Origin of the sequence: Microbacterium bovistercoris (genome assembly GCF_003387575.1) — a bacterium.
Classification (GTDB): Bacteria; Actinomycetota; Actinomycetes; order Actinomycetales; family Microbacteriaceae; genus Microbacterium; species Microbacterium bovistercoris.
On sequence record NZ_QUAB01000044.1, the window covers coordinates 161,186 to 179,868 of the forward strand.

Below are 18,683 nucleotides of genomic sequence, written 5' to 3' on the forward strand. Positions count from 1 at the left end.
ACCTCCTGCCATGAGCGTACCCGCCGGGTCCGACGTCGGGACAGCCCGGAAGTCAGTCCACGGGCTCTGCCAGCCCGCCCCAGAGCGCGACGGCCTCCTCGCACGCCGCTTCGAGGTGCGCGCGGTTCAGCTCGCACACGAGCTCAGCGTCCCGCGCGACGAACGCGTCGACGATCGCCCGATGGGCATCCACGTGCGCGTACAGATCCGAGTTGCGGCCGAACGCGCGGCGGAACCGGGTCTCGAACACGCCCATGGTCTCGTCGATCGTCTGGTTGCCCGCCAGCGCGATCAGCGTGCGGTGGAACCGCCCGGCCGCGAGGTTCGTCTGCACGATGTCACCTGACGCTGCGGCGTCGTGCTCGTCGGCGAGCGCGGCGATGACCTTGGCGACCCCGTCTTCATCGTGCCGTTCGGCGGCGATGCCCAGGGCGGCGTTCTCGATGGCGATGCGCAGCACACTCAGGTCGACCACGTCCTGCGCGGTGAAGTCCCGCACGACCGCCCAGGTGCGCGGGCGCGAGATGACGACCCCCTCCTGACTCAGCCGCCGGATCGCCTCGCGCACCGGCAGTCTCGAGACGTTCAGCTCCCGCGCGAGATCCCGCTCCACCAGGCGCGATCCCGGCAAGCGCCTTCCCAATACGATGTCCTCTCGCAGCACGCGAGTCACGCGCACTGATTCGAGCTCCCCTGGCCCCAGCCCCATGCTATGGATTGAAGCACGCGCCCGGCGGTCCGCAAAAGATGATGTCATCCCGGCCCTTCAGTGCGGTGCGTAGTGGTCGAAGTACACCCGCGCGACGAGTTGACGCCTGCTCGTCACGCCCGCCTTGTCGAAGATCGCCTTCAGATGATCCTGCACGGTGTACGGCGACAGGAACAGCGTCGAAGCGATCTCGCGGGTGTCCCGTCCGCGCAGGACGAGCGCGACCACGTCGCGCTCGCGGGCGGTGAGCCCGAAGGCGGCGGCGACCAGGTCGACGATGTCGTGCGGGCGGGCGTCGTCGATCGTGACGATGATGTCGCGCCCGCGCCCGCCCTCCAGCCTCTCCGCCGACAGCACCAGCCAGCATCCGTCCGGGGTGCGCAGCCGGATGCGGACCGGCGAGGCGTCCGGCTCCGCGCGCCGCGCACGCTGCACGAGCGAGTGCAGGACGGTGAGTGGATCGGCGGTCGCCGCGCCCCGCGCCAGCGCATCGATCTTCGTCCTGGCCCCCGGCGTCATCCGCGCCACGCGATCCTCCTCGTCGACGATCACGACGGCGGATGCCCCTTCAGCCGCGTCCCGCGGCATCCGTGTCTGCGTGAGCAGGCCGCCGCGGATGCCGCGGGTGACCGCCGGGACCACCGCTTCCAGGCAGGCGAGATCCTCCTCGTCGAACGCGCGATCGTCGGAGCCGCGGAACATGGAGATCGCGCCCCACGCGCCCGTCCGGTCGGCGAACACGACGCGCGCCTCGTCGGTGAAGCCGAAGACCGGGGTCAGCAGTTCCGCCATCCGCAGCGAACGCTCTGCGGCCCCGCCGAACTCGTGGCTCACACCGATCGCCGTGCGCCCGCCGGCGACCATCGTGCGCACCGCAGTCGGGTCGTCCTCGCCGTACTCGATCCGCGCCCAGTGCAGGTCGGATTCATTGCGGCCGGCCAGCGCCCCCTGTTTCGTCACCCCGGTGACGATCGCAGTGGCCGGGTCGAGCATCGCGACGCAGGCGGCGACGGAGGGCACCGCGCGCGACAGGAGCTCGGCGGATTCGATGAGGAAGTCGCCGGCGGGCAGGCTCGAGCGCGACATCCGCTCGATGCCGTCCCTCACCCCCGCGACCGCGGCCGACCCCACGACCATGTGCACAAGTGTCCTCCCCCGAAGGCCTGTGCGTCATCCGTGAGGTCACGGATCTTCCGGAGTGAGGCCGGAAGCATCAGGCCCGGCGGAACTCCGAGACCATCGGGCAGTCGAAGGGGTCGCGGGCGGCGAGCCCGACGCGGTTGAGGTAGTCGACGACGATGGCGTAGGAGCGCCAGAGCGACGTCTCCGTGTACGGCACGTCGTTCACCTGGCAGTACTCCCGGACGATCTCCCTCGCCTGCGCGAGGTGCGGCCTGGCCATGCTCGGGAACAGGTGGTGCTCCACCTGGTGGTTCAGGCCGCCCATCAGCCAGGTCGCCCACCAGCCGCCCCGGATGTTGCGCGACGTGCGCACCTGCTTCGAGAAGAAGTCCAGCTTCGCGTCGCGGTCGATGACCGGCATCCCCTTGTGGTTGGGGGCGAAGGACGCCCCCATGTACACGCCGAAGACGGCGAGCATCACTCCGACGAAGGCGAACGCCATGCCCAGCGGAAGCAGCAGGAAGATCGGCGTCAGGACCAGCGCGAACCGCGCCGCGATCATGCCGATCTCGGGCCAGCGACCCTTGACCTCGCCCCGAGCGGCGAGGTGCCGGAAGCTCAGCACGTGCAGGTTGACCCCCTCGAGCGTGAGCAGCGGGAAGAACAGCCAGCCCTGCTTGCGGGTGATCAGGCGCCGAAGGCCCCTCGCCTGCGCGGCATCCTCGTCGAGGAACGAGATCGTGTCGACCTCGATGTCGGGGTCCTTGCCGACGCGGTTCGGGTTGGCGTGGTGTCTGCTGTGCTTGGAGTCCCACCACGAGTAGCTGATGCCGACGAACGAGGCGAGCACGCGCGCCAGCCGGTCGTTCGCGGGACCTGTTGCCAGGATCTGCCGGTGCGCGGCCTCGTGCGCGAGGAACGCGACCTGGGTGAACAGCACGCCCAGCGCTCCGGCGATAAGCAACTGGAACCAGCTGTCGCCGAACAGGATGAAGCCGGTGATCGCACCGCCGAAGGCGAGGGCGATGGCCGCACCGACGGCGGCGTAGAACCAGGGGGCTCGACGCAGCAGACCGGTCTCGCGGACGACCTGCGAGACGTGCGAATAGGCACGGGTGATCGGCGGGAAGTCCTCCACACGCGCGTAGGTCTGACGGATGGGTCCGAGTGTCGCGGGTGCGACGGTGGGTGCAATGGAGATGATCGGCGCCTTAGGTGTGGCCGACCGTCGGGAACGATCGGGACGAAGCCAAAGGCGGCTGCCGATCGCTTCCCCTCACAGTACGCGGGTGCACATGCCGCAACCTGCATGGATCCCGACATGCGGAACGGGCGGCCGGACCGAGGTCCGACCGCCCGTTCGCGTCAGTGATCGGAGATCAGAGGGGACGGATGTTCGCCGCCTGCATGCCCTTGGGGCCCTGCTCTGCGTCGAACTCCACCTTCTGGTTCTCGTCCAGGCTGCGGTATCCGTTGCCCTGGATCGCGCTGAAGTGCGCGAAAAGGTCGGCGGAGCCGTCGTCCGGAGCGATGAAGCCGAAGCCCTTGTCTGCGTTGAACCATTTGACGGTGCCAGTGGCCATGACGTCATTCCTTCGTTGTCTGGGACCACGGGAGTGATCCGTGAAACCGCGTCGGCGACGCCGGCGCGGGGTATGGAGCTGCGCGGACAGGTGGTCCGCCGCAGGGGTCGTGTGGGCCTCGAGCGCACTGCGCGCAGCATCCAGAGAAGCGGATGCCGCGAGGCGCTGGCCGATGGGCCCGTAGACGAGAACGTGGTCGTCGGAGTCGATGACGACATGGCCGGCGTACTCACCGTCGCGTGTGGCGACGTGAACGTCATGATCGGCCTGGCGCCACGAGAGCGCCGGAGCGGGTGCTGCAGAGGTGAAGATGTGTAACAGTCTTTCAGTGATTCGCGATCCGCGCCATCTTTGGGGCAGTCGCGGGAGGAAGTCGGTGGGGCGCGTTATGTGCGCGGAGGGCCCGTGAAAGGGGCGACGCTGGGGCGAGGAGGATGTGACACTCCCGTTCCCGGTGAACATCTCACACTAGCAGGTGCCGGCTGGGAATCAGTCCCGCGACGTCGCATTCACGCTTCCGGAGCGCTCCTGCCCGCTCAGGAGCGCGATGGCGGCCATCATGCGCTCGGTGATCTCGCGGCGGGCCCTGCCGTCCGGCACGTTCTCGAGATCGGTCAGATCGAGGGGCTCGCCGAAACGGACCTCGACGCGCGGCCTTCCCGGCAGCAGATGGCTCAGGGGCTTCACGGAGCCGGTGCCGATCAGCCCGACGGGCACCACCGCCGAGCGCGTGTCGCGCGCCATCCAGGCGGCACCGCCGTGTCCGTCGTGCAGCTTCCCGTCGCGGGAGCGGGTGCCCTCCGGGAACACCGCGAACACGCTCCCGGCGCGCAGGATGCTGCTGCCCGCATCGAGTGCGGCACGAGCATCCCGGCCGGTCGCCCGGCGCACCGGGACACCGCCGATCGAGCTGAAGAACCAGCGCTTGAAGCGGCCGAGCAGTCTGGAACCGGCGAAGTACGACGCCTTGATGAGGAACTGCACGGGACGGATCGCGGATGTCGGGATGATGAGAGTGTCGAGCGACGAGAGGTGGTTGCTCACCAGCAGCACCGCGCCGCGCTCGGGAACGTTCCCCCGGCCGACGATGCGCGGGCGGTACATGATCCAGAACACCGGGCGCAGGATCGCCCGGCCGATGAAGTAGACGGCGCCCGGACGGGGGACTGTGGCAGAGGTCTGCGGGGCGGGGGCGGGGGCGGTCACCTCGCCACCTTATCCGGATCGCGGATCCGCTAACGCTGTGCCGGCCTCGTCGGCTCGTCCGTACGAAATCGGTGCCTGCCAGGGCCGACGGTGCGGAGGCGGCCATCGGGAAGGTGAACTTCGGCGGTCGTGTTCGCGGGAATCTCGATGTCGAAGGTCGTCACGCCGTTGTCCGTCCGCCATGCGCTCGTCACCAGCCCGTACGGGCTGTCGTACCCGGCCGACGCGTGGGTGAGAGTTCCGCCCGGCAGCGGCGAGATCACGAAGCGGTTGTCGCCCGCGATCCGGATGCCGGCGACGGTGTCGAACAGCCATTCGCAAACGGCGCCCGGTGCGTAGTGGTTCTGGCTGGCTTCGCCTTCCCAGTCCTCCCACACCGTGGTCGCGCCGGCCCTCACCTGAGCGAGCCAGCTGGGGGCACTCTCGTTCTCCAGCATCCGGTACGCGACATCGGATCGCCCGGCCTCGGTGAGCATGGGAAGCACGAACGGGGTCGAGAGGAACCCGGTGCCGATCGTGTCGTCGCGGTTCTCGACGGCGCGCACGAGCCGACCGCCCACGCGCTCGGCCGCGCCCGGGTCGAGAAGACCGAGCGCCAGTGGTCGCACGAGCTTGGCCTGCCGATCGGTGTCGATGGTGCCGTGGTGGACGAAGAGGTGGTTGTAGGCCTTCTTCGCGCCGTCGGCATACTCGGCGAATCGAGCGGCGTCATCGGGCTCGTCCAGTTGCGTGGCGATCTCCGCGAGGTGGGACATCGTGTAGTGCAGATACGCAGTGGCTTCCTCCGTGCACAGCGGCCGTGAACGTGCCGAGACCTCGTCGCGGAACTCCTTCGGCTCCAGCCACTCGCCGTAGTGGAAGCCCTTCTCGTACGTGTACTCGTTGAAGGGATTCGTTCTGGCATCCTTGCGGCGCTTGTGCCCCGTGTGAGAGATCATGTAGCGCGCGTACCGGGTCATGGCGGGATAGAACTCGCGGAGGATCGCCTCGTCGCCGTAGCGCTTCCATAGGCGGTACGGCACGAGCACGAGCGCGTCAGCCCACCCCACCGACCCTCCGGAGGTGTCGTACATCATCGGCACGCCACTGTACGGGGCGACAGCCCTGGGCTTGCCCGAGCGCAGCTGCGAATCCTCGAGATCGCGCATCCACTTCCGGAAGAACGCGGCGACGTCCATGAAGTACGCAGCGGTGTTGAAGAAGACCTGCGCATCGCCGGTCCAGCCGAGCCGCTCCCGGGTCGGACAGTCCGTGGGTACGTCGAGGAAGTTGCCCTTCATGCTCCAGCGGGTGTTCTCGACGAAGCGATCCAGCATCGCGTTCGAGGACGTGAACGTGCCGGTCTGCTCGAGGTCGGAGTACACCGCGACGGCGCGGATGGATGCCGGGTCGATGTCCACATCGCCCTGGACGAGCGCGTACCGGAATCCCGCGACGGTGAACGAGCACTGGTAATCGGTGACCCCGTCAGCGCAGGTGATCAAGATCTCCTGTTTCGGCGTCGACTCCAGCTCGCCGCGGAGGAGGCGCTGCTGACCGGTCATGAGCAGGAACTCCGTGATCCGGCCGAAGTGCCGGGCAGGCTTGTCCAACTGGATGTTCTTCTGGGTGAACTCGCCGTGCTCGTCGAGAACCTCGCCCAGCCGCAGCCGGATCCGCTGCCCGGCCCTTCCTGCGACGCTGAGCCGGATGAAGCCGGCGATGTTCTGGCCGAAGTCCAGCACCGTGGCGCCGCTCGGCGTCGTGAGCACGGTCGGGGCGAACTCCTCCTGGGTGCGCGGTGCGACGTTGTCGGATGCCGTCGGAACCGGCCCCGGTCTCGCGATGCGTGCGCGCCCGCGGTAGGTGGGCGTGAGCCGCGCGTCGTAGTGCTCACCGTCCTTGAGATCCGCGAACTGCAACGGACCGTCGTTGCTCCACGCGAAGCCGTCTCCGGTGCCGATGATCTCCGACGTGCCATCGGCGTAGGTGAGTTCGAGCTGCGCCAGCAGCGCGGTGGTGTCGCCGAAGAGCCGGGTGACGCCGTAGGCGCCGACCGCACCGCGATACCAGCCGTCCGCGAGACGCAGTTCGAGGGTGTTCTCCTCGCCCAACATGCCGGAGACGTCGTATGCCTGGTACTGCACTCGCGTGCGATAGTCGGTGCTGCCGGGGGCGAGCTCGAAGTCGCCGACGCGGGTCCCGTTGAGATGCGCGTCGTACAAGCCCAGTGCCGTCGCGTAGAGGCGCGCGCGAGCGACCGGGCCACGAGCGCGGAAACGCGTGCGGAAGCAGTCGACCGGATACCGGGTGTTCCTCCTGGGACGGTAGTCGCCGGTGATCCAGCGGGCCGTCCAGTCGTCGGCGTCCAGCAGTCCGAGTTCGAACCACGACGGCGCGGGTTCGCCCTCGACGTCGTCCTCGTCCCAGAGCGTGACCGCCCAGTCGATGCGGTCCCGGCTGCGCAGCGGCGAACCCTCATACGGGATGAGGATCATCCGTGAGGAGCGGACCTTTCCGCTGTCCCACAGCGTCTCGCCGTCGCGGCGAGCGACGATCCGGTACGCGGTCTGAACAGCGCTGCCCGCGCAGTTCCACGAGAAGCGCGGCGTGCGGATGCCGAGTCCGAGCGGTTCGTGGAGGTGTTCGGTCTTCAGGCGGATGGCCCTCATGGAGCAGGGTTCCCTTCGATCGGTGCAGCTCCCGCGAGCACGGCGACGATGGCGTTCTGTGCCCGTCGACCCTCGGGAGTCGCGGAGCCCAGATGTCCAACGGCGTGATTGGCATCGGGGGCGTAGGTCAGGGTGCCTCTGTTGCCTGCGGCTCTGAGGAGCCGGTGAGCATCGAGAGCGTCCGGCATCAGCAGGTCACGCGCGCCCGTGATCAGGTGGACTGGAGGCAGATCGTCGAAGCGCCCGTGGATCGGGCTGACGGCCGGATCCGACGTGGACAGCGAACCCGCCCATGCCTTGCCCCACTTGCGCAGTCCATCGGATCGGAGGATGACGTCCCAGTCCTCGAGCACTGCTGCTGCGGGGTGGCTGATCTCGACGTCGAGCCAGGGGTTGAGAAGCACTGCGGCCGCCGCCTCATCGGGGTGGCGCTGCAGCACAGCGAGGGCGAGCCCGGCGCCGGCGGAATCGCCGGCAAGCACCACGTCGCCGCGCCCGTACTCGGAGACTGCCTGGCCGAGAACCTCCGAGACGAAGCGGTGCGCGCGTTCCGCGTCGCCCGCGGGCGCGACCTCGTAGAGGGGGACGATCGCGTCGATTCCGGCGGCCCGCGCGAGTCGGGCGACGGTTCTCCAGTGCGAGGCCGAGATCGGCTGCGCGTAGCCACCGCCCGGGAGGAACACCATCGCCCGAGGCCTCCGGCGCGAGGAGTTGCCGAGCCGCATGACCCGTGATCCCTGCACGACGGTCTCGGTGACCGCGAACCTTGACGAGACCCGTTGCGGAATCGGCGCGGGCGCCGGCCCTCCCTCCCGTCGTCGCCGCTCGATCTCCACCGGAACGCCGGCGCCATGGCCGTGCGCGACCGCGCGCCTCAGGACGCCATCAAGGACCAGTGCTCGCAGTGACATCTGTGCCCCTCAGCCGCTCAGCGCCATGAGCTGCTCGAGAGCGGCATCCGGGATCTCCACGCCCGGGAACCTCGCGAACTGGCCCATGGGCATGGACTCGACCATCTTCAGCATGTTCTCGTTCTCGGAAGCCGCGGCCAGCTGCTCCGCGCTCGCTCCGGCCGTCATCTCCTGCATGAGCGCAGGTCCCACGACGGGGTGTCCGAACCAGTCTCCGACGGTGGATTCGAGAGTGAGCGGTGCCGGCTTGTCGATGTCGCCTTCGAGGGGCACTCCGGCGGAGGCGACGATGTCCGCGGAAGAGCGGCCGAGTTCGACGCGGTGGGTGCCCGGTTCGACGAACCAGCGCTCTTTGACGATGTCCCAGTAGGCGAAGGCGCGACGGTCGAGCGCGAACTCGACGACGGCGGACTCGCCGGGTTCGAGACGCACCTTCGTGAACGCGGCCAGTTCGCGCACCGGCCGGCGCACCGACGACGCAGCCGGGGCGACGTAGAGCTGGACGACCTCGGCGCCGGCGACCGCTCCCTCGTTGCGAACCGTGACGCGCGCGGCGGCTGTGTCGGTTCCGGAGGCGGAGACCTCGAGCCCCTCGTACGCGAAGGTCGTGTAGCTCAGCCCGTGCCCGAACGAGTACCTGACCGGCTGCTCGGCGGTCGTGTACCACCGGTATCCGACGAACACGCCTTCGCCGTGGCGGACGATCTCGTTCTCACCCGGGAAGTTCAGGTACGTCGGGGTGTCCTGCAGGCGGAACGGGATCGACTCCGCCAACCTGCCCGACGGGTTCACGACACCGGTGAGCACATCGGCGAGGGCGCCGCCCGCCGCCTGGCCGAGCACCCAGCCCTCGACGATCGCATCGACTGAGTCGTGCCATGGCTCCAGCGAAACGACCCCGCCGTTGGAGAGGACGACGACAGTCCGCTCTGCCACGGCCGCAACCGCCTGGATGAGCGCCACGTGCTCGGCGGGCAGGTCGAGGTGTGTCCGGTCAAAGCCCTCCGACTGGTCCTTCTCCTGCAGCCCGACGAACACGACGGCGACATCGGCCGCCTCCGCTGCGGCACGCGCGTGCTCGAGGAGCATGGCGGCGTCGGCTGCGGGGTCCGTCGCGTACCCGGGCGCGTAGACCAGGTCACCGAGCGCCGCACGCAGCTCGTCGAGCGGGATGTCGAGACGAGTCACGTTCACGTGCGAGCTGCCGCCGCCCTGGTACTGCGGCTTCACAGCGAGCTCACCGAGCACCGCGATCCTCTGCCCTCGCCGCAGTGGCAGGGTGTCGCGCTCGTTGCGCAGAAGCACGACAGCCTCGCCCGCAGCCCGCCGCGCCAGCGCGTGGTGTGCGTCCATATCGGTGAGGTCGGCGGGCGCGACGACCGCCGTGCGCTCCGCGAGCCGGCGAAGCCGATCGATCGCGCGGTCGACCACAGCGCGATCGACCCGCCCGTCGCGGACGGCGGCGACGATCGCGTTCCGCCCTTCATCGCCGGTGCCGGGCATCTCGAGGTCGAGTCCCGCGCGCAGCGCATCCACCCTGTCCTTGATCGCGCCCCAGTCCGAGACGACGAGTCCATCGAAGCCCCATTCGCCGCGGAGCAGTTCGGTGAGCAGCCATTCGTTCTCCGACGAGAAGACACCGTTGATCGCGTTGTACGAGCTCATCACGGTGACCGGCTGCGCCTCGGTGACGACGCGCTCGAAGGCGGGCAGGTAGATCTCGCGGAGTGCGCGGTCGTCGACCTCCGCGCTGACGCGCATCCGTTCCGTCTCCTGACTGTTGACGGCGAAGTGCTTCAACGACGCGCCGACGCCTGTGGACTGCACGCCGTGCACGTACTCGGTCGCGAGGACGCCGGTGAGCAGAGGGTCCTCTGAGAAGTACTCGAACGTGCGCCCACCCAGCGGCGAGCGCTTGATGTTGATCGCTGGTCCCAGCAGCACGTCGACGTCGAGTGCGCGCGCCTCGCGGCCCAGCGCCTCGCCGACCTCGCGGATGAGGTCGGGATTCCACGTGGAGCCGAGTGCGACGCCGGGCGGGAAGCAGGTGGCAGGGAGGCTCTCGTTGAAGCCCAGGTTGTCGGCCTCTCCGCCCTGACGCCGGACGCCGTGGGGCCCGTCCACCAGGACGAGCGATCGGATGCCGTCCCCTTCATGCGTCGACCAGAAGTCGCGGCCGGAGAGCATACCGGCAGCGTCGACGAGACCATCGTCGACGTCCGGCTCGGCGGGCGCGAAGAGGTCGTCGGGTGCCGGGTCGCCCGCCGAGACCGCGGCGAAACCCCGCTCGAGGTCGGCAAGGAACGCGTCCGAATGCGGCATCATCCCTGCGACCTGCCGAGGTGTGATGTCGTCACGGCCGTTCAGTCCGCCGCTCATGTGCGCAGCGGCTTCGGGGACGTACTTGGTGACCACACCCATGAACACGGCCATCGCATCGGCATCGTCGATGAGTGCGCCCATCGATGTGTCCACCGTGACCACGGCCCGCTCCGTGGAGTCGACCTCGAACGGCTCACTCCACTGGTGCGCGCCGTGTTCGACGACCGCCGTCCGCCCCGAGGGCAGCATGACATCGGCTGTCGCGCCGACTGGCACGGTCGCTGAGACGGTCACGGCCCCGTCAGCGAGCGTCCACGAGACGGATGCCTCGCCGTAGGGCGTCTCGAGTCGTGCGGCGGCGGACATCAACCCGGTGCGGGGCGGTTGCGGAGCGATCCGGATCCGGCGATAACCAGGTTCGGCCGGCGCGAGCCCGGCGACGACGCGGTGCAGCCAGTCTGCGACCGACCCGAACGCGTAGTGGTTGAACGAGGTCATGCCACTCGGGTTCACCGTGCCGTCGGGCAGAAGCGAGTCCCACCGCTCCCAGATCGTCGTCGCGCCCTGCTTCACCGTGTACAGCCACGACGGCGCCTCGGTCTGCAGGAGCAAGCGATAGGCGACATCCGCATGTCCGCCTGCGGAGAGCGCGTCGCAGATCAGAGGCGTCCCGACGAAGCCGGTCGAGATCTTGAAGCCATTCCCGCGGACGATCTCGGCGAGGCGATCGGCGGCACGCTGCCGCGCGTCGGCGCCCTCGATCAGATCGAACTGCAGCGCGAGTGCGTACGCCGTTGCAGAGTCCGAGAGCAGGCGTCCCGCCGCCGAGACGTACTCGCGCTGGAACGCGGCACGCACCTCTTCGGCGAGCGCACCGAAGCGCCGTGCATCCTCGTCACGAGAGAGAAGAGCGGCGGCATCCGCGACGATCCGTGACGAACGGGCGAAGTAGGCCGTGGCGACGATTTCGGGATAGGTCTGCGCGGCCTCCGGCCGCCCCGCCGGTGCGGTTGGATCAAGCCAGTCGCCGAACTGGAACCCCTGCGACCAGATCCGGTCCGCTCCGGCGGCGGCAGTGATCTCGTCGACCCACGCCGCCATGCTGTCGAACTGCGATTCCAGGATGCCGAGGTCGCCGTAGGCGCGGTACAGCGTCCACGGCACGACGGTCGCGGCATCCGCCCACGCCGCCATCGGCCCCTGATAGCCGGTGGTGATCGCCGGCACGACCATCGGCGTGCCGCCGTACAGCCGCTGCTCGGCCGAGAGGTCGCGCAACCACGAGGTGAGGAAGCCCGCTGAGTCGTAGAGGAACTCCGCCGTGGGCGCGAACACCTGCAGGTCGCCCGTCCAGCCGAGCCGCTCGTCCCGCTGCGGGCAGTCCGTCGGCACGTCGACGAAGTTGCCGCGCATGCCCCAGACCGCGTTCTCGTGCAGTCGATCGACGAGCGGATCGGAGGACTCGAACCACCCGGTGCGGCGCAGATCGGAGTGGAGCACTTCGGCCACCACGTCCGCGGGGTCGAAGTCACCCGGCCATCCGGTGATCTCCGCGTAGCGGAACCCGTGGAACGTGAACCGTGGCGCCCACTCCTCCGCGTCACCGCCACGCAGCGTGTAGGTGTCGGTCGCCTTCGCGGCGCGCAGGGGCGCCGTGGCGCGTTCGCCGTGCTCCAGGACCTCGGCGTGACGCAGCGTGACCGTGTCGCCCGCGTCGCCCTTCACCCGGATGCGCACTCGACCGACCAGGTTCTGCCCGAAGTCGAGGATCGTCCTGCCGGACGGGCTGGTCAGCACGTCCTGCGCCACGAGGGTCTCGACGTGTCTGACGGGCGGCCCGTCGGGTGCCACGAGGGTCGTACGATCGAACTCCCGCACCGCCACCGGGGCCCAGTCGCCGCACTCGTCCGTTCCCGACCACGCGGGATCATGCCGTCGGGCGTCGAAGCCCTCCCCGTCGTAGAGGTCAGCGGCGACGATCGGCCCGGCCGCCGTGGTCCAGCCGGGTCCGGACGCCACGACCTGTCGCTCGCCGTCCTCGTACTCGATCTCCAGCTGCACCAGGACGCCGAGCTCCGCCCCGTACAGCTCGCGACGTCCGTCCCATCCGAGGTGGCCGCGCCACCAGCCGTCGCCCAGCCAGGCGCCGATGGCGTTCGCGCCCGGCGTGATCAGGTCGCTGACCTCGTATGTCTGATACCGCAGACGGCTCTCGTACGCCGTCCACCCCGGCGCGAGTTCCTGGTCACCCACCCGGACGCCGTTGAGCTCGAGCTCGTACAGACCGTGTGCGGTGGCATAGACGCGTGCGCAGCGGATCGCGGCATCCCGAGTCTCGAACGTACCGCGCACGAGCGGAGCGGCGACGGCGACGTCGTCCGGGCCGACCATCTCGGCGCGCCACTCGGACGCGTCGAGGAGACCCGCCTCGACCACAGCCCAGTCGCTCCACTCGGACATCGTCCCGTCCTCGCCGGTCACGCGGACGCGCAGCATCCGTCGTTCACGCGAGGAGAGCGGCCCGAACGGCCACTCCACGAGCACAGACTCGGCGCTGTCCACACCGAGCGTCCCGGCATCCGCGTCCTCGATGTCGTAGTGGGTCTGGCGCCATCCCTCGGGCGCGCGTTCGACCACCCAGCTCAGTCGTGGAGCGACTTCACCGATGCCGAGTGCATCCCGGTGATGTTCGAAGCGGAGCGGGGTGACGACGAGTGAGGCGCTCATGATGCGGATTCTCCCGGGGATCAGCGAACGGAACGGATGCGGAGGACGACGAGCCCTCCGAGCAGTACGAGTGCGGCGGCGATGACATAGAGCAGCGTGTAGTTCTTCTCAGCCCCGCCGGCACCGAGAAGGAGGATCCCCGATGCCACCAGCGGCGCGACGGACTGCGGGATCGAGGTGGCGAACCCGGTGATGCCCATGAAGCGGCCGGCATCCGTGCTCTTCTCGGGCAGGACGTCCAGCAGCAGGGCCTGGTCGACCGCGGAGAACATCCCGATGCCTGCGGACACGATCAGCGAGCCGGTGATGAGCGAGGCCAGATCACCGGTGAACGCCATCAGCAGCATCCCCGCAGCCATCAGCGCGCCGCCGAGGAGGACGAAGATCTTTCGGCGCCGCAGGCGGTCGGACAGGAATCCGCCGCCGAGTGCGCCCGCCGTCACAGCGAGCACCCCCACGCCGCCCAGAGCCGCGATGATGCCGGCGACCTCCGTCACGGCTACGCCGAGTCGGCTGGCGAAGAAGAACGCCGTGAAGGTGGTGTTCAGGGTGAGGCCGAAGTAGAACAGGAAGCGGCCGAGCCAGTTGATCGAGAAGTCCGGGTACTGCGCCGGGTTGTAGAAGTACTTCTTGAGCAGCCCGGTCAGGCCAATGCGCTCGCGCGGGAGCGCGCGGCTGTCATCCTCGTGCACGAGCGTGACGAACAGCGTGACGAGGGCCACACCGACCACACCGGGGATGAGGAACAGGAGCAGCGGGTCTCCGGTCACACCGACCGTGAGGATCACGCCGAACACGGGGGCGACCTGGGTGGCGAAGCCGGTGAGGCCGGCCACCTTTCCCCGCTGCGACTCGGGAAGGCGGTCTGCGGTCGAGATCTGCAGGTTGCTGAGGACTGTTCCCCAACCCCACTGCGCGAGCACCCACCCTGCACCGAGAACGAGAAGCGACGGAGCGAGCGCCATCACCACCAGGGACACGACCCCCATGACCATCCCACCCACCATGAACGGGCGGCGGCGCCCGAACCGGGTGCGCGTGCGGTCGCTCCACACGCCCATGAACGGGGCCGTCAGCATGACGAACAGGGCGCCGGCGCCGGTGATGTAACCGAGCACCTCATCGTGCCCTGGAGCGAGATCGGCGACCCGGATCGAGAGCGAAATGGCGAGCGGTGTGATGAATGCCATGAACACGCCGAACTGCGCCAGCACCATGAACCAGATGTAGCGGGCGCCCACATCGGGCAGATCGGCGGGCGGCGCCGCGAGCTCTTCGACGACGAGAGAGTCAGCAGCGGGAGCGGAGAGGGGTGAGGGCAACGGGGTGACGAGAGGATCGTCATTGCTGGGGGTCGTCATGTGGACTCCATTGTCAGAGAACTAGCACGCGCTAGCGGGTGATCAGGATGCTACGTTGCTGTCACTAGCGCGCGCAAGCCCCAGAGGAGAATCGGATGCCGAGAACCGCCGTGAAGCGGGTGACCGCCGCCGATGTCGCTCGTTCGCTCGGTCTCTCCCGAGCCACCGTCGGCTTCGTCCTCAACGACACACCGGGGCAGACGATCCCCGAGGCCACCCGCGAACGCGTGCTCGCAGAGGCGAAGCGCCTGGGCTACCGGGCGAACTCGGCGGCGCAGGCGCTGGCGAGTGGTCGCAGCAGGATCATCCTGCTCGTTCTCCCCGACTGGCCGCTCGAGTACAGCATGCGCAGCCACCTCGACGAGGCGTCGCTGGTGCTCGATCAGGCCGGGTATTCGCTCGTCACGATGACCCCGCACCCCGGTGGGCAGGCGCGCCCCCTGTGGGAGACCCTGCGGCCGGACGTCGTGCTCGGCATGATGCCTTTCGACGCACAGAGAATCGAGGAGATCCGCGCGACCGGCGTACAGCACGTGATCCCGCCCACGCCCGCAGGCGAGAACGGAACCGCCGGCGACCTCGGGTTCGCTGACGGGCCCCGGCTTCAGGTGGAGCACCTCGTCGAGCGCGGGCGAACGCGGCTGGCCTTCGCGCGATCTGACGACCCCCGCATCGCCGATCTCGTGTCACAACGACGAGCGCTCGCGGCGAAGACGCTGGCGGACCGTACCGGCGACGGCCTGCTCGCCGAAGCCGCGGTCTCCCCATCGAACGCCGGCGCGACCGTCGCCGAGTGGATCGCGGCGGGCGTCGACGGCGTCATCGCGTACAACGACGAGATCGCGGCTCTCGTGCTCGGCGCGGCTCTCCGCGCGGGCATCCAGGTGCCGGAGGATCTCGCGATCATCGGGCATGACGACACGCCGGTCGCGCAGCTCGTCGTGCCTTCTCTCTCGAGCGTGCGCATCGACAGCGCCGGACTCGGCCGCTACCTCGCCGCTCTCGCGCTCAGCGCCGCGACGGGCGCCGCGCCTCCGGCTGCGGGGCCGGAGACGGACGCCCAACTCGTGATCCGCGAGACCACCTGAGGCGCGGCGGGGGCTCGGAGATCCGATCTAGGTGAGCGGCTCAGTCGTCAGGCGCTCCGCCGGAAGTCCGCTGGACGGATCCTCGCCTCGCCGTCGATCCGGACCTCAGTCACCTCTCCGCCGTAGCGGAGCATGACCGTCACCGGTTCGGCGGAACGCAACGTCGCCTCGACAAGCTCGCCGCCGTCCCACGTGAGATCGACATCGACCCCGGGTCGCGCCCGCAGGCCGGTTGCCGATCCGGACGCCAGTTGACGCGGAACGGCCGGCAGAAGCTCGATGCCGTCGTGACTCTGCAGCAGGCATTCGACGAGCGCACCCGGGAACCCGAGGTTCGCGTCGATCTGGAACGGCGGATGCGCGGCGAACATGTTCGGGTACAGGCCGCCGGCCTCGCCGCGGTCCCCTGCCTCGCGGAAGACGAGAGCGAGCAGATCCGACACCTTGTCCGCGCGTCGCAGGCGCGCCCAGAGGTACAGCTTCCAGACCAGCGACCATCCGGTGGAGTCGTCGCCGCGCCGCTCCAGGGCGCGGACCGCAGCCTGGAGCGCATCCTCGGACCACCGGCCGTCTCCCGGATACAGGCCGTAGAGCGAGCTCACGTGCCGGTGCTGCGGATCGGCTTCGCGCCGATCCTCGGACCACTCCCGGATGATGCCGTCGGCCGTGGCGGCCGGGTCAGCAGGCAGTTCCTCGAGCCGCACCCCCGCACGCCGGACGATCTCGTCATCGCCCGCGTCGACGAGATCGGCCAGTCTCCGCACGATACCGAGCAGATCGCGGATCAGCTGCAGGTCCATCGCCGTCACGGTGTCCAGCGCCACCTCGCGTCCGTCGTCGTCGAGATAGGTGTTCTCCGGCGAGGTCGACGGCGAGGTGGACCACCCCTGGCCGTCCCGGTGTTGCCAGTCGAGCACGAACTCCGCCGCACCGCGCGCGATGGGCCAGAGACGCCGCAACTCATCGGCATCCGCGGCACCGAACTCCACGGCATCCCAGAGGGAACGGACCAACCAGGGTGCGGCCATCGGCCAGTGCACCCAGCGGGCATCGCCGGCGCCTGCACCGACCGGCGACGAGAACAGCCAGATGTCCGAGTTGTGGTGGGCGGTCCAGCCGCCCGCGCCGTACAGGCGCCGGGCGGTGTCCTGCCCCTTCGCTGAGAGGCCTTCGACGAAGTCGAAGAGCGGGCCGGCCGCCTCGGACAGGTTGGTCGAGTGCGCTGACCAGTAGTTCATCTGGGTGTTGATGTTGATCGTGTAGTTGCTGCTCCACGGTGGTCGCATCGAGTCGTTCCAGATGCCCTGCAGCGTCGCGGGCACGCCGCCGGGGCGCGACGAGCAGATCAGCAGATACCGGCCGACGTCGAAGAGCAGGGCGCCGAGTCCGGGGTCCGCAGCGAGCGGATGCTCGGGATCGGCGAACGCGGATGCCAGGCGATCGGGGATCAGTGCGGCCGGGGCGACGGGTGCGTCGAAGCGCAGACGCGCGCGGTCGAAGAGCCGCGCATGCTCCGCCGACGCGGCGCGGAAGATCTCCTCAGCCGGGGTGCTCACCGCCGCATCGATCCGTCGACGAGCGCGTTCCCTCGCCGCGGCCAGGGAACCGAGTGGCCCGCCGAAGCCTTCGAAGGTGGTCTCCGCTGCCAGCAGGATGAGCCAGCCGCCGTCGCTGGGTTGCGCCCTCGCGAGGATCACGCCGCGCAGGGCCGCGCCCTCGGTCTCGTCCCACTCGGCCGCGGCGAAGCCCGCCTCGTGCGCGGGGGCGACATCCGACGGGAATCGCACCAGTAGCTCGATCCCGTCCGGCGCTGATGAGCGACCGATCTCGGCCAGTTCCGTCTCCAACTCGATCGTGGGGCGCACCGAGGTCTCGATGGCCAGCACGCCGAGCGGCGCCGACACGACGGTGCGCTCGGTGAGGTCCGTCGTGGACATCTCGTGGATCGAGGTCGCCAGGTCGAGGCTTCGGCGGTATTCCCCCGCGGTCGCGGAGCGCCGCACGATGAGACGGCCGATCGGCAGGAACGCCTGGCTGTACCTCGCCTGGATCGGCAGAAGCGCCTCTGCTGCGGCGACCGCGTCGGACCGCCGAAGCGCCTCTCGCGAGGCGGCGAGCGCCGCAGCCGCGTCCTCCGGTGTCACTCCCACGCCGCGCGCCTCGGACTCAGGGCTGCCCGACCAGCCCGCCTCGTGGTTGAGCCGCACCACGAGCCGGTCGACTCCGCCGTCGATCATCGCTCCGAGGGAGCCATTGCCGAGCGGCAGGCACTCCAGCCAGTCCGTCGCAGGTTTGTCGTAGTCGAGTCGGGTCATCGAGGCTCCTTCTCAGGGCGTGTGGCTGGAAGACGGGCCACGCCGAGCTGATCGTTCAGCCGCGCGCTACTCGTCGGCGGTGATGCGCCGGTTGTGCAGCGGAATCGCGACAAGGCCCGGCAGCAACGCCATGACAAGAACCGCGATCGCCGAATATCCCAAGGCCGGCACGAGAAAAGCCGCGGAGGCTGTCACGAGCGCGATTCCCACGACTCGCAAGCCGATCGCTGCTCGAGGGGTGACCTCAGGCCTTCGCCAGTACGGGAGCCGCCGGCCGGCGTTCGCTTCGGTGACCACCTTCACGGATTGGTAGAAGACAGCACCACCGGCGAAGACTCCGAGCCAGGCCACCAGGTCGATCATCCGACCATCCGACCACTCGCGGCGTTGCCGGCGCAACCCTCGGCGGGGCGGGGAACCTCGAGTCCTTCGCGATCCCGTCCGGCGCGCACCTCACGACGGGATTTGAGTCCCTCGCGGCCACTCCACGCGCCGCCTCGATCGCGCGTCGGCTTGCATTGCGCGCAGGTGGGCGGCGCGCGGAGCCTCCGGCCGCGTGGGGCCCCGTTGTTCGAAGTGCCACCCCTCTCCGCCAATGCGAAACGGCCCCTGGACTTCGTCCTGGGGCCGTTTCGCATTGGCGGAGACGGAGGGATTTGAACCCTCGGTCCCCGTGAGGGGACTCCAC

12 protein-coding genes are annotated in these 18,683 nt (G+C 69.3%); 1 reads left to right on the forward strand and 11 read right to left on the reverse strand.

What is annotated here, in order from left to right; translation table 11 throughout:
• Positions 1-52 precede the first annotated feature (52 nt).
• The 9 genes from DY023_RS12350 to DY023_RS12400 form a co-directional block, all read right to left on the reverse strand.
• On the reverse strand, positions 53-757 hold the full coding sequence (locus DY023_RS12350) for a GntR family transcriptional regulator (protein ID WP_425453461.1): 705 nt from the start codon (positions 755-757) through the stop codon (positions 53-55).
• 9 nt (positions 758-766) lie between these two features.
• Positions 767-1,846, reverse strand: a complete 1,080-nt coding sequence (locus tag DY023_RS12355; protein WP_116242630.1) for a helix-turn-helix transcriptional regulator — start codon at positions 1,844-1,846, stop codon at positions 767-769.
• A 76-nt stretch (positions 1,847-1,922) separates the two neighbouring features.
• Positions 1,923-3,032 (reverse strand): fatty acid desaturase family protein, encoded by a 1,110-nt coding sequence (locus DY023_RS12360; protein ID WP_245958687.1) that lies wholly within the window; start codon positions 3,030-3,032, stop codon positions 1,923-1,925.
• 178 nt (positions 3,033-3,210) lie between these two features.
• Positions 3,211-3,414, reverse strand: coding sequence for a cold-shock protein (locus DY023_RS12365; protein WP_116242632.1), 204 nt, complete (start codon positions 3,412-3,414; stop codon positions 3,211-3,213).
• Positions 3,415-3,903: 489 nt separating this feature from the next.
• A complete protein-coding gene (locus DY023_RS12375) occupies positions 3,904-4,620 on the reverse strand; it encodes a lysophospholipid acyltransferase family protein (RefSeq protein ID WP_245958685.1) in 717 nt (238 codons plus the stop codon).
• Between the two features lie 29 nt (positions 4,621-4,649).
• The gene (locus DY023_RS12380; RefSeq protein ID WP_116242634.1) at positions 4,650-7,271 is read right to left on the reverse strand and encodes a family 78 glycoside hydrolase catalytic domain; all 2,622 of its coding nucleotides are present in this window, start codon (positions 7,269-7,271) and stop codon (positions 4,650-4,652) included.
• The gene (locus tag DY023_RS12385) at positions 7,268-7,957 is read right to left on the reverse strand and encodes an alpha/beta hydrolase (RefSeq protein WP_181905837.1); all 690 of its coding nucleotides are present in this window, start codon (positions 7,955-7,957) and stop codon (positions 7,268-7,270) included. Before DY023_RS12385 ends, DY023_RS12380 begins: the two co-directional genes overlap by 4 nt.
• A gap of 234 nt (positions 7,958-8,191) precedes the next feature.
• Positions 8,192-13,231, reverse strand: coding sequence for a family 78 glycoside hydrolase catalytic domain (locus DY023_RS18280; RefSeq protein ID WP_245958686.1), 5,040 nt, complete (start codon positions 13,229-13,231; stop codon positions 8,192-8,194).
• Between the two features lie 20 nt (positions 13,232-13,251).
• Positions 13,252-14,592 carry an MFS transporter gene (locus DY023_RS12400; RefSeq protein WP_116242636.1) on the reverse strand — a complete coding sequence of 447 codons (1,341 nt, stop codon included), beginning with the start codon at positions 14,590-14,592 and terminating at the stop codon, positions 13,252-13,254.
• 95 nt (positions 14,593-14,687) lie between these two features.
• Here DY023_RS12400 and DY023_RS12405 point away from each other — a divergent pair, with 95 nt between their 5' ends.
• Positions 14,688-15,680 (forward strand): LacI family DNA-binding transcriptional regulator, encoded by a 993-nt coding sequence (locus DY023_RS12405; protein ID WP_220347307.1) that lies wholly within the window; start codon positions 14,688-14,690, stop codon positions 15,678-15,680.
• Between the two features lie 47 nt (positions 15,681-15,727).
• Here DY023_RS12405 and DY023_RS12410 read toward each other — a convergent pair whose 3' ends face one another.
• Both DY023_RS12410 and DY023_RS12415 read right to left on the reverse strand, forming a co-directional pair.
• Positions 15,728-17,995, reverse strand: a complete 2,268-nt coding sequence (locus DY023_RS12410) for a glycosyl hydrolase family 95 catalytic domain-containing protein (protein WP_116242637.1) — start codon at positions 17,993-17,995, stop codon at positions 15,728-15,730.
• A gap of 66 nt (positions 17,996-18,061) precedes the next feature.
• Positions 18,062-18,358 carry a hypothetical protein gene (locus tag DY023_RS12415; RefSeq protein WP_116242638.1) on the reverse strand — a complete coding sequence of 99 codons (297 nt, stop codon included), beginning with the start codon at positions 18,356-18,358 and terminating at the stop codon, positions 18,062-18,064.
• Positions 18,359-18,683: the final 325 nt, after the last annotated feature.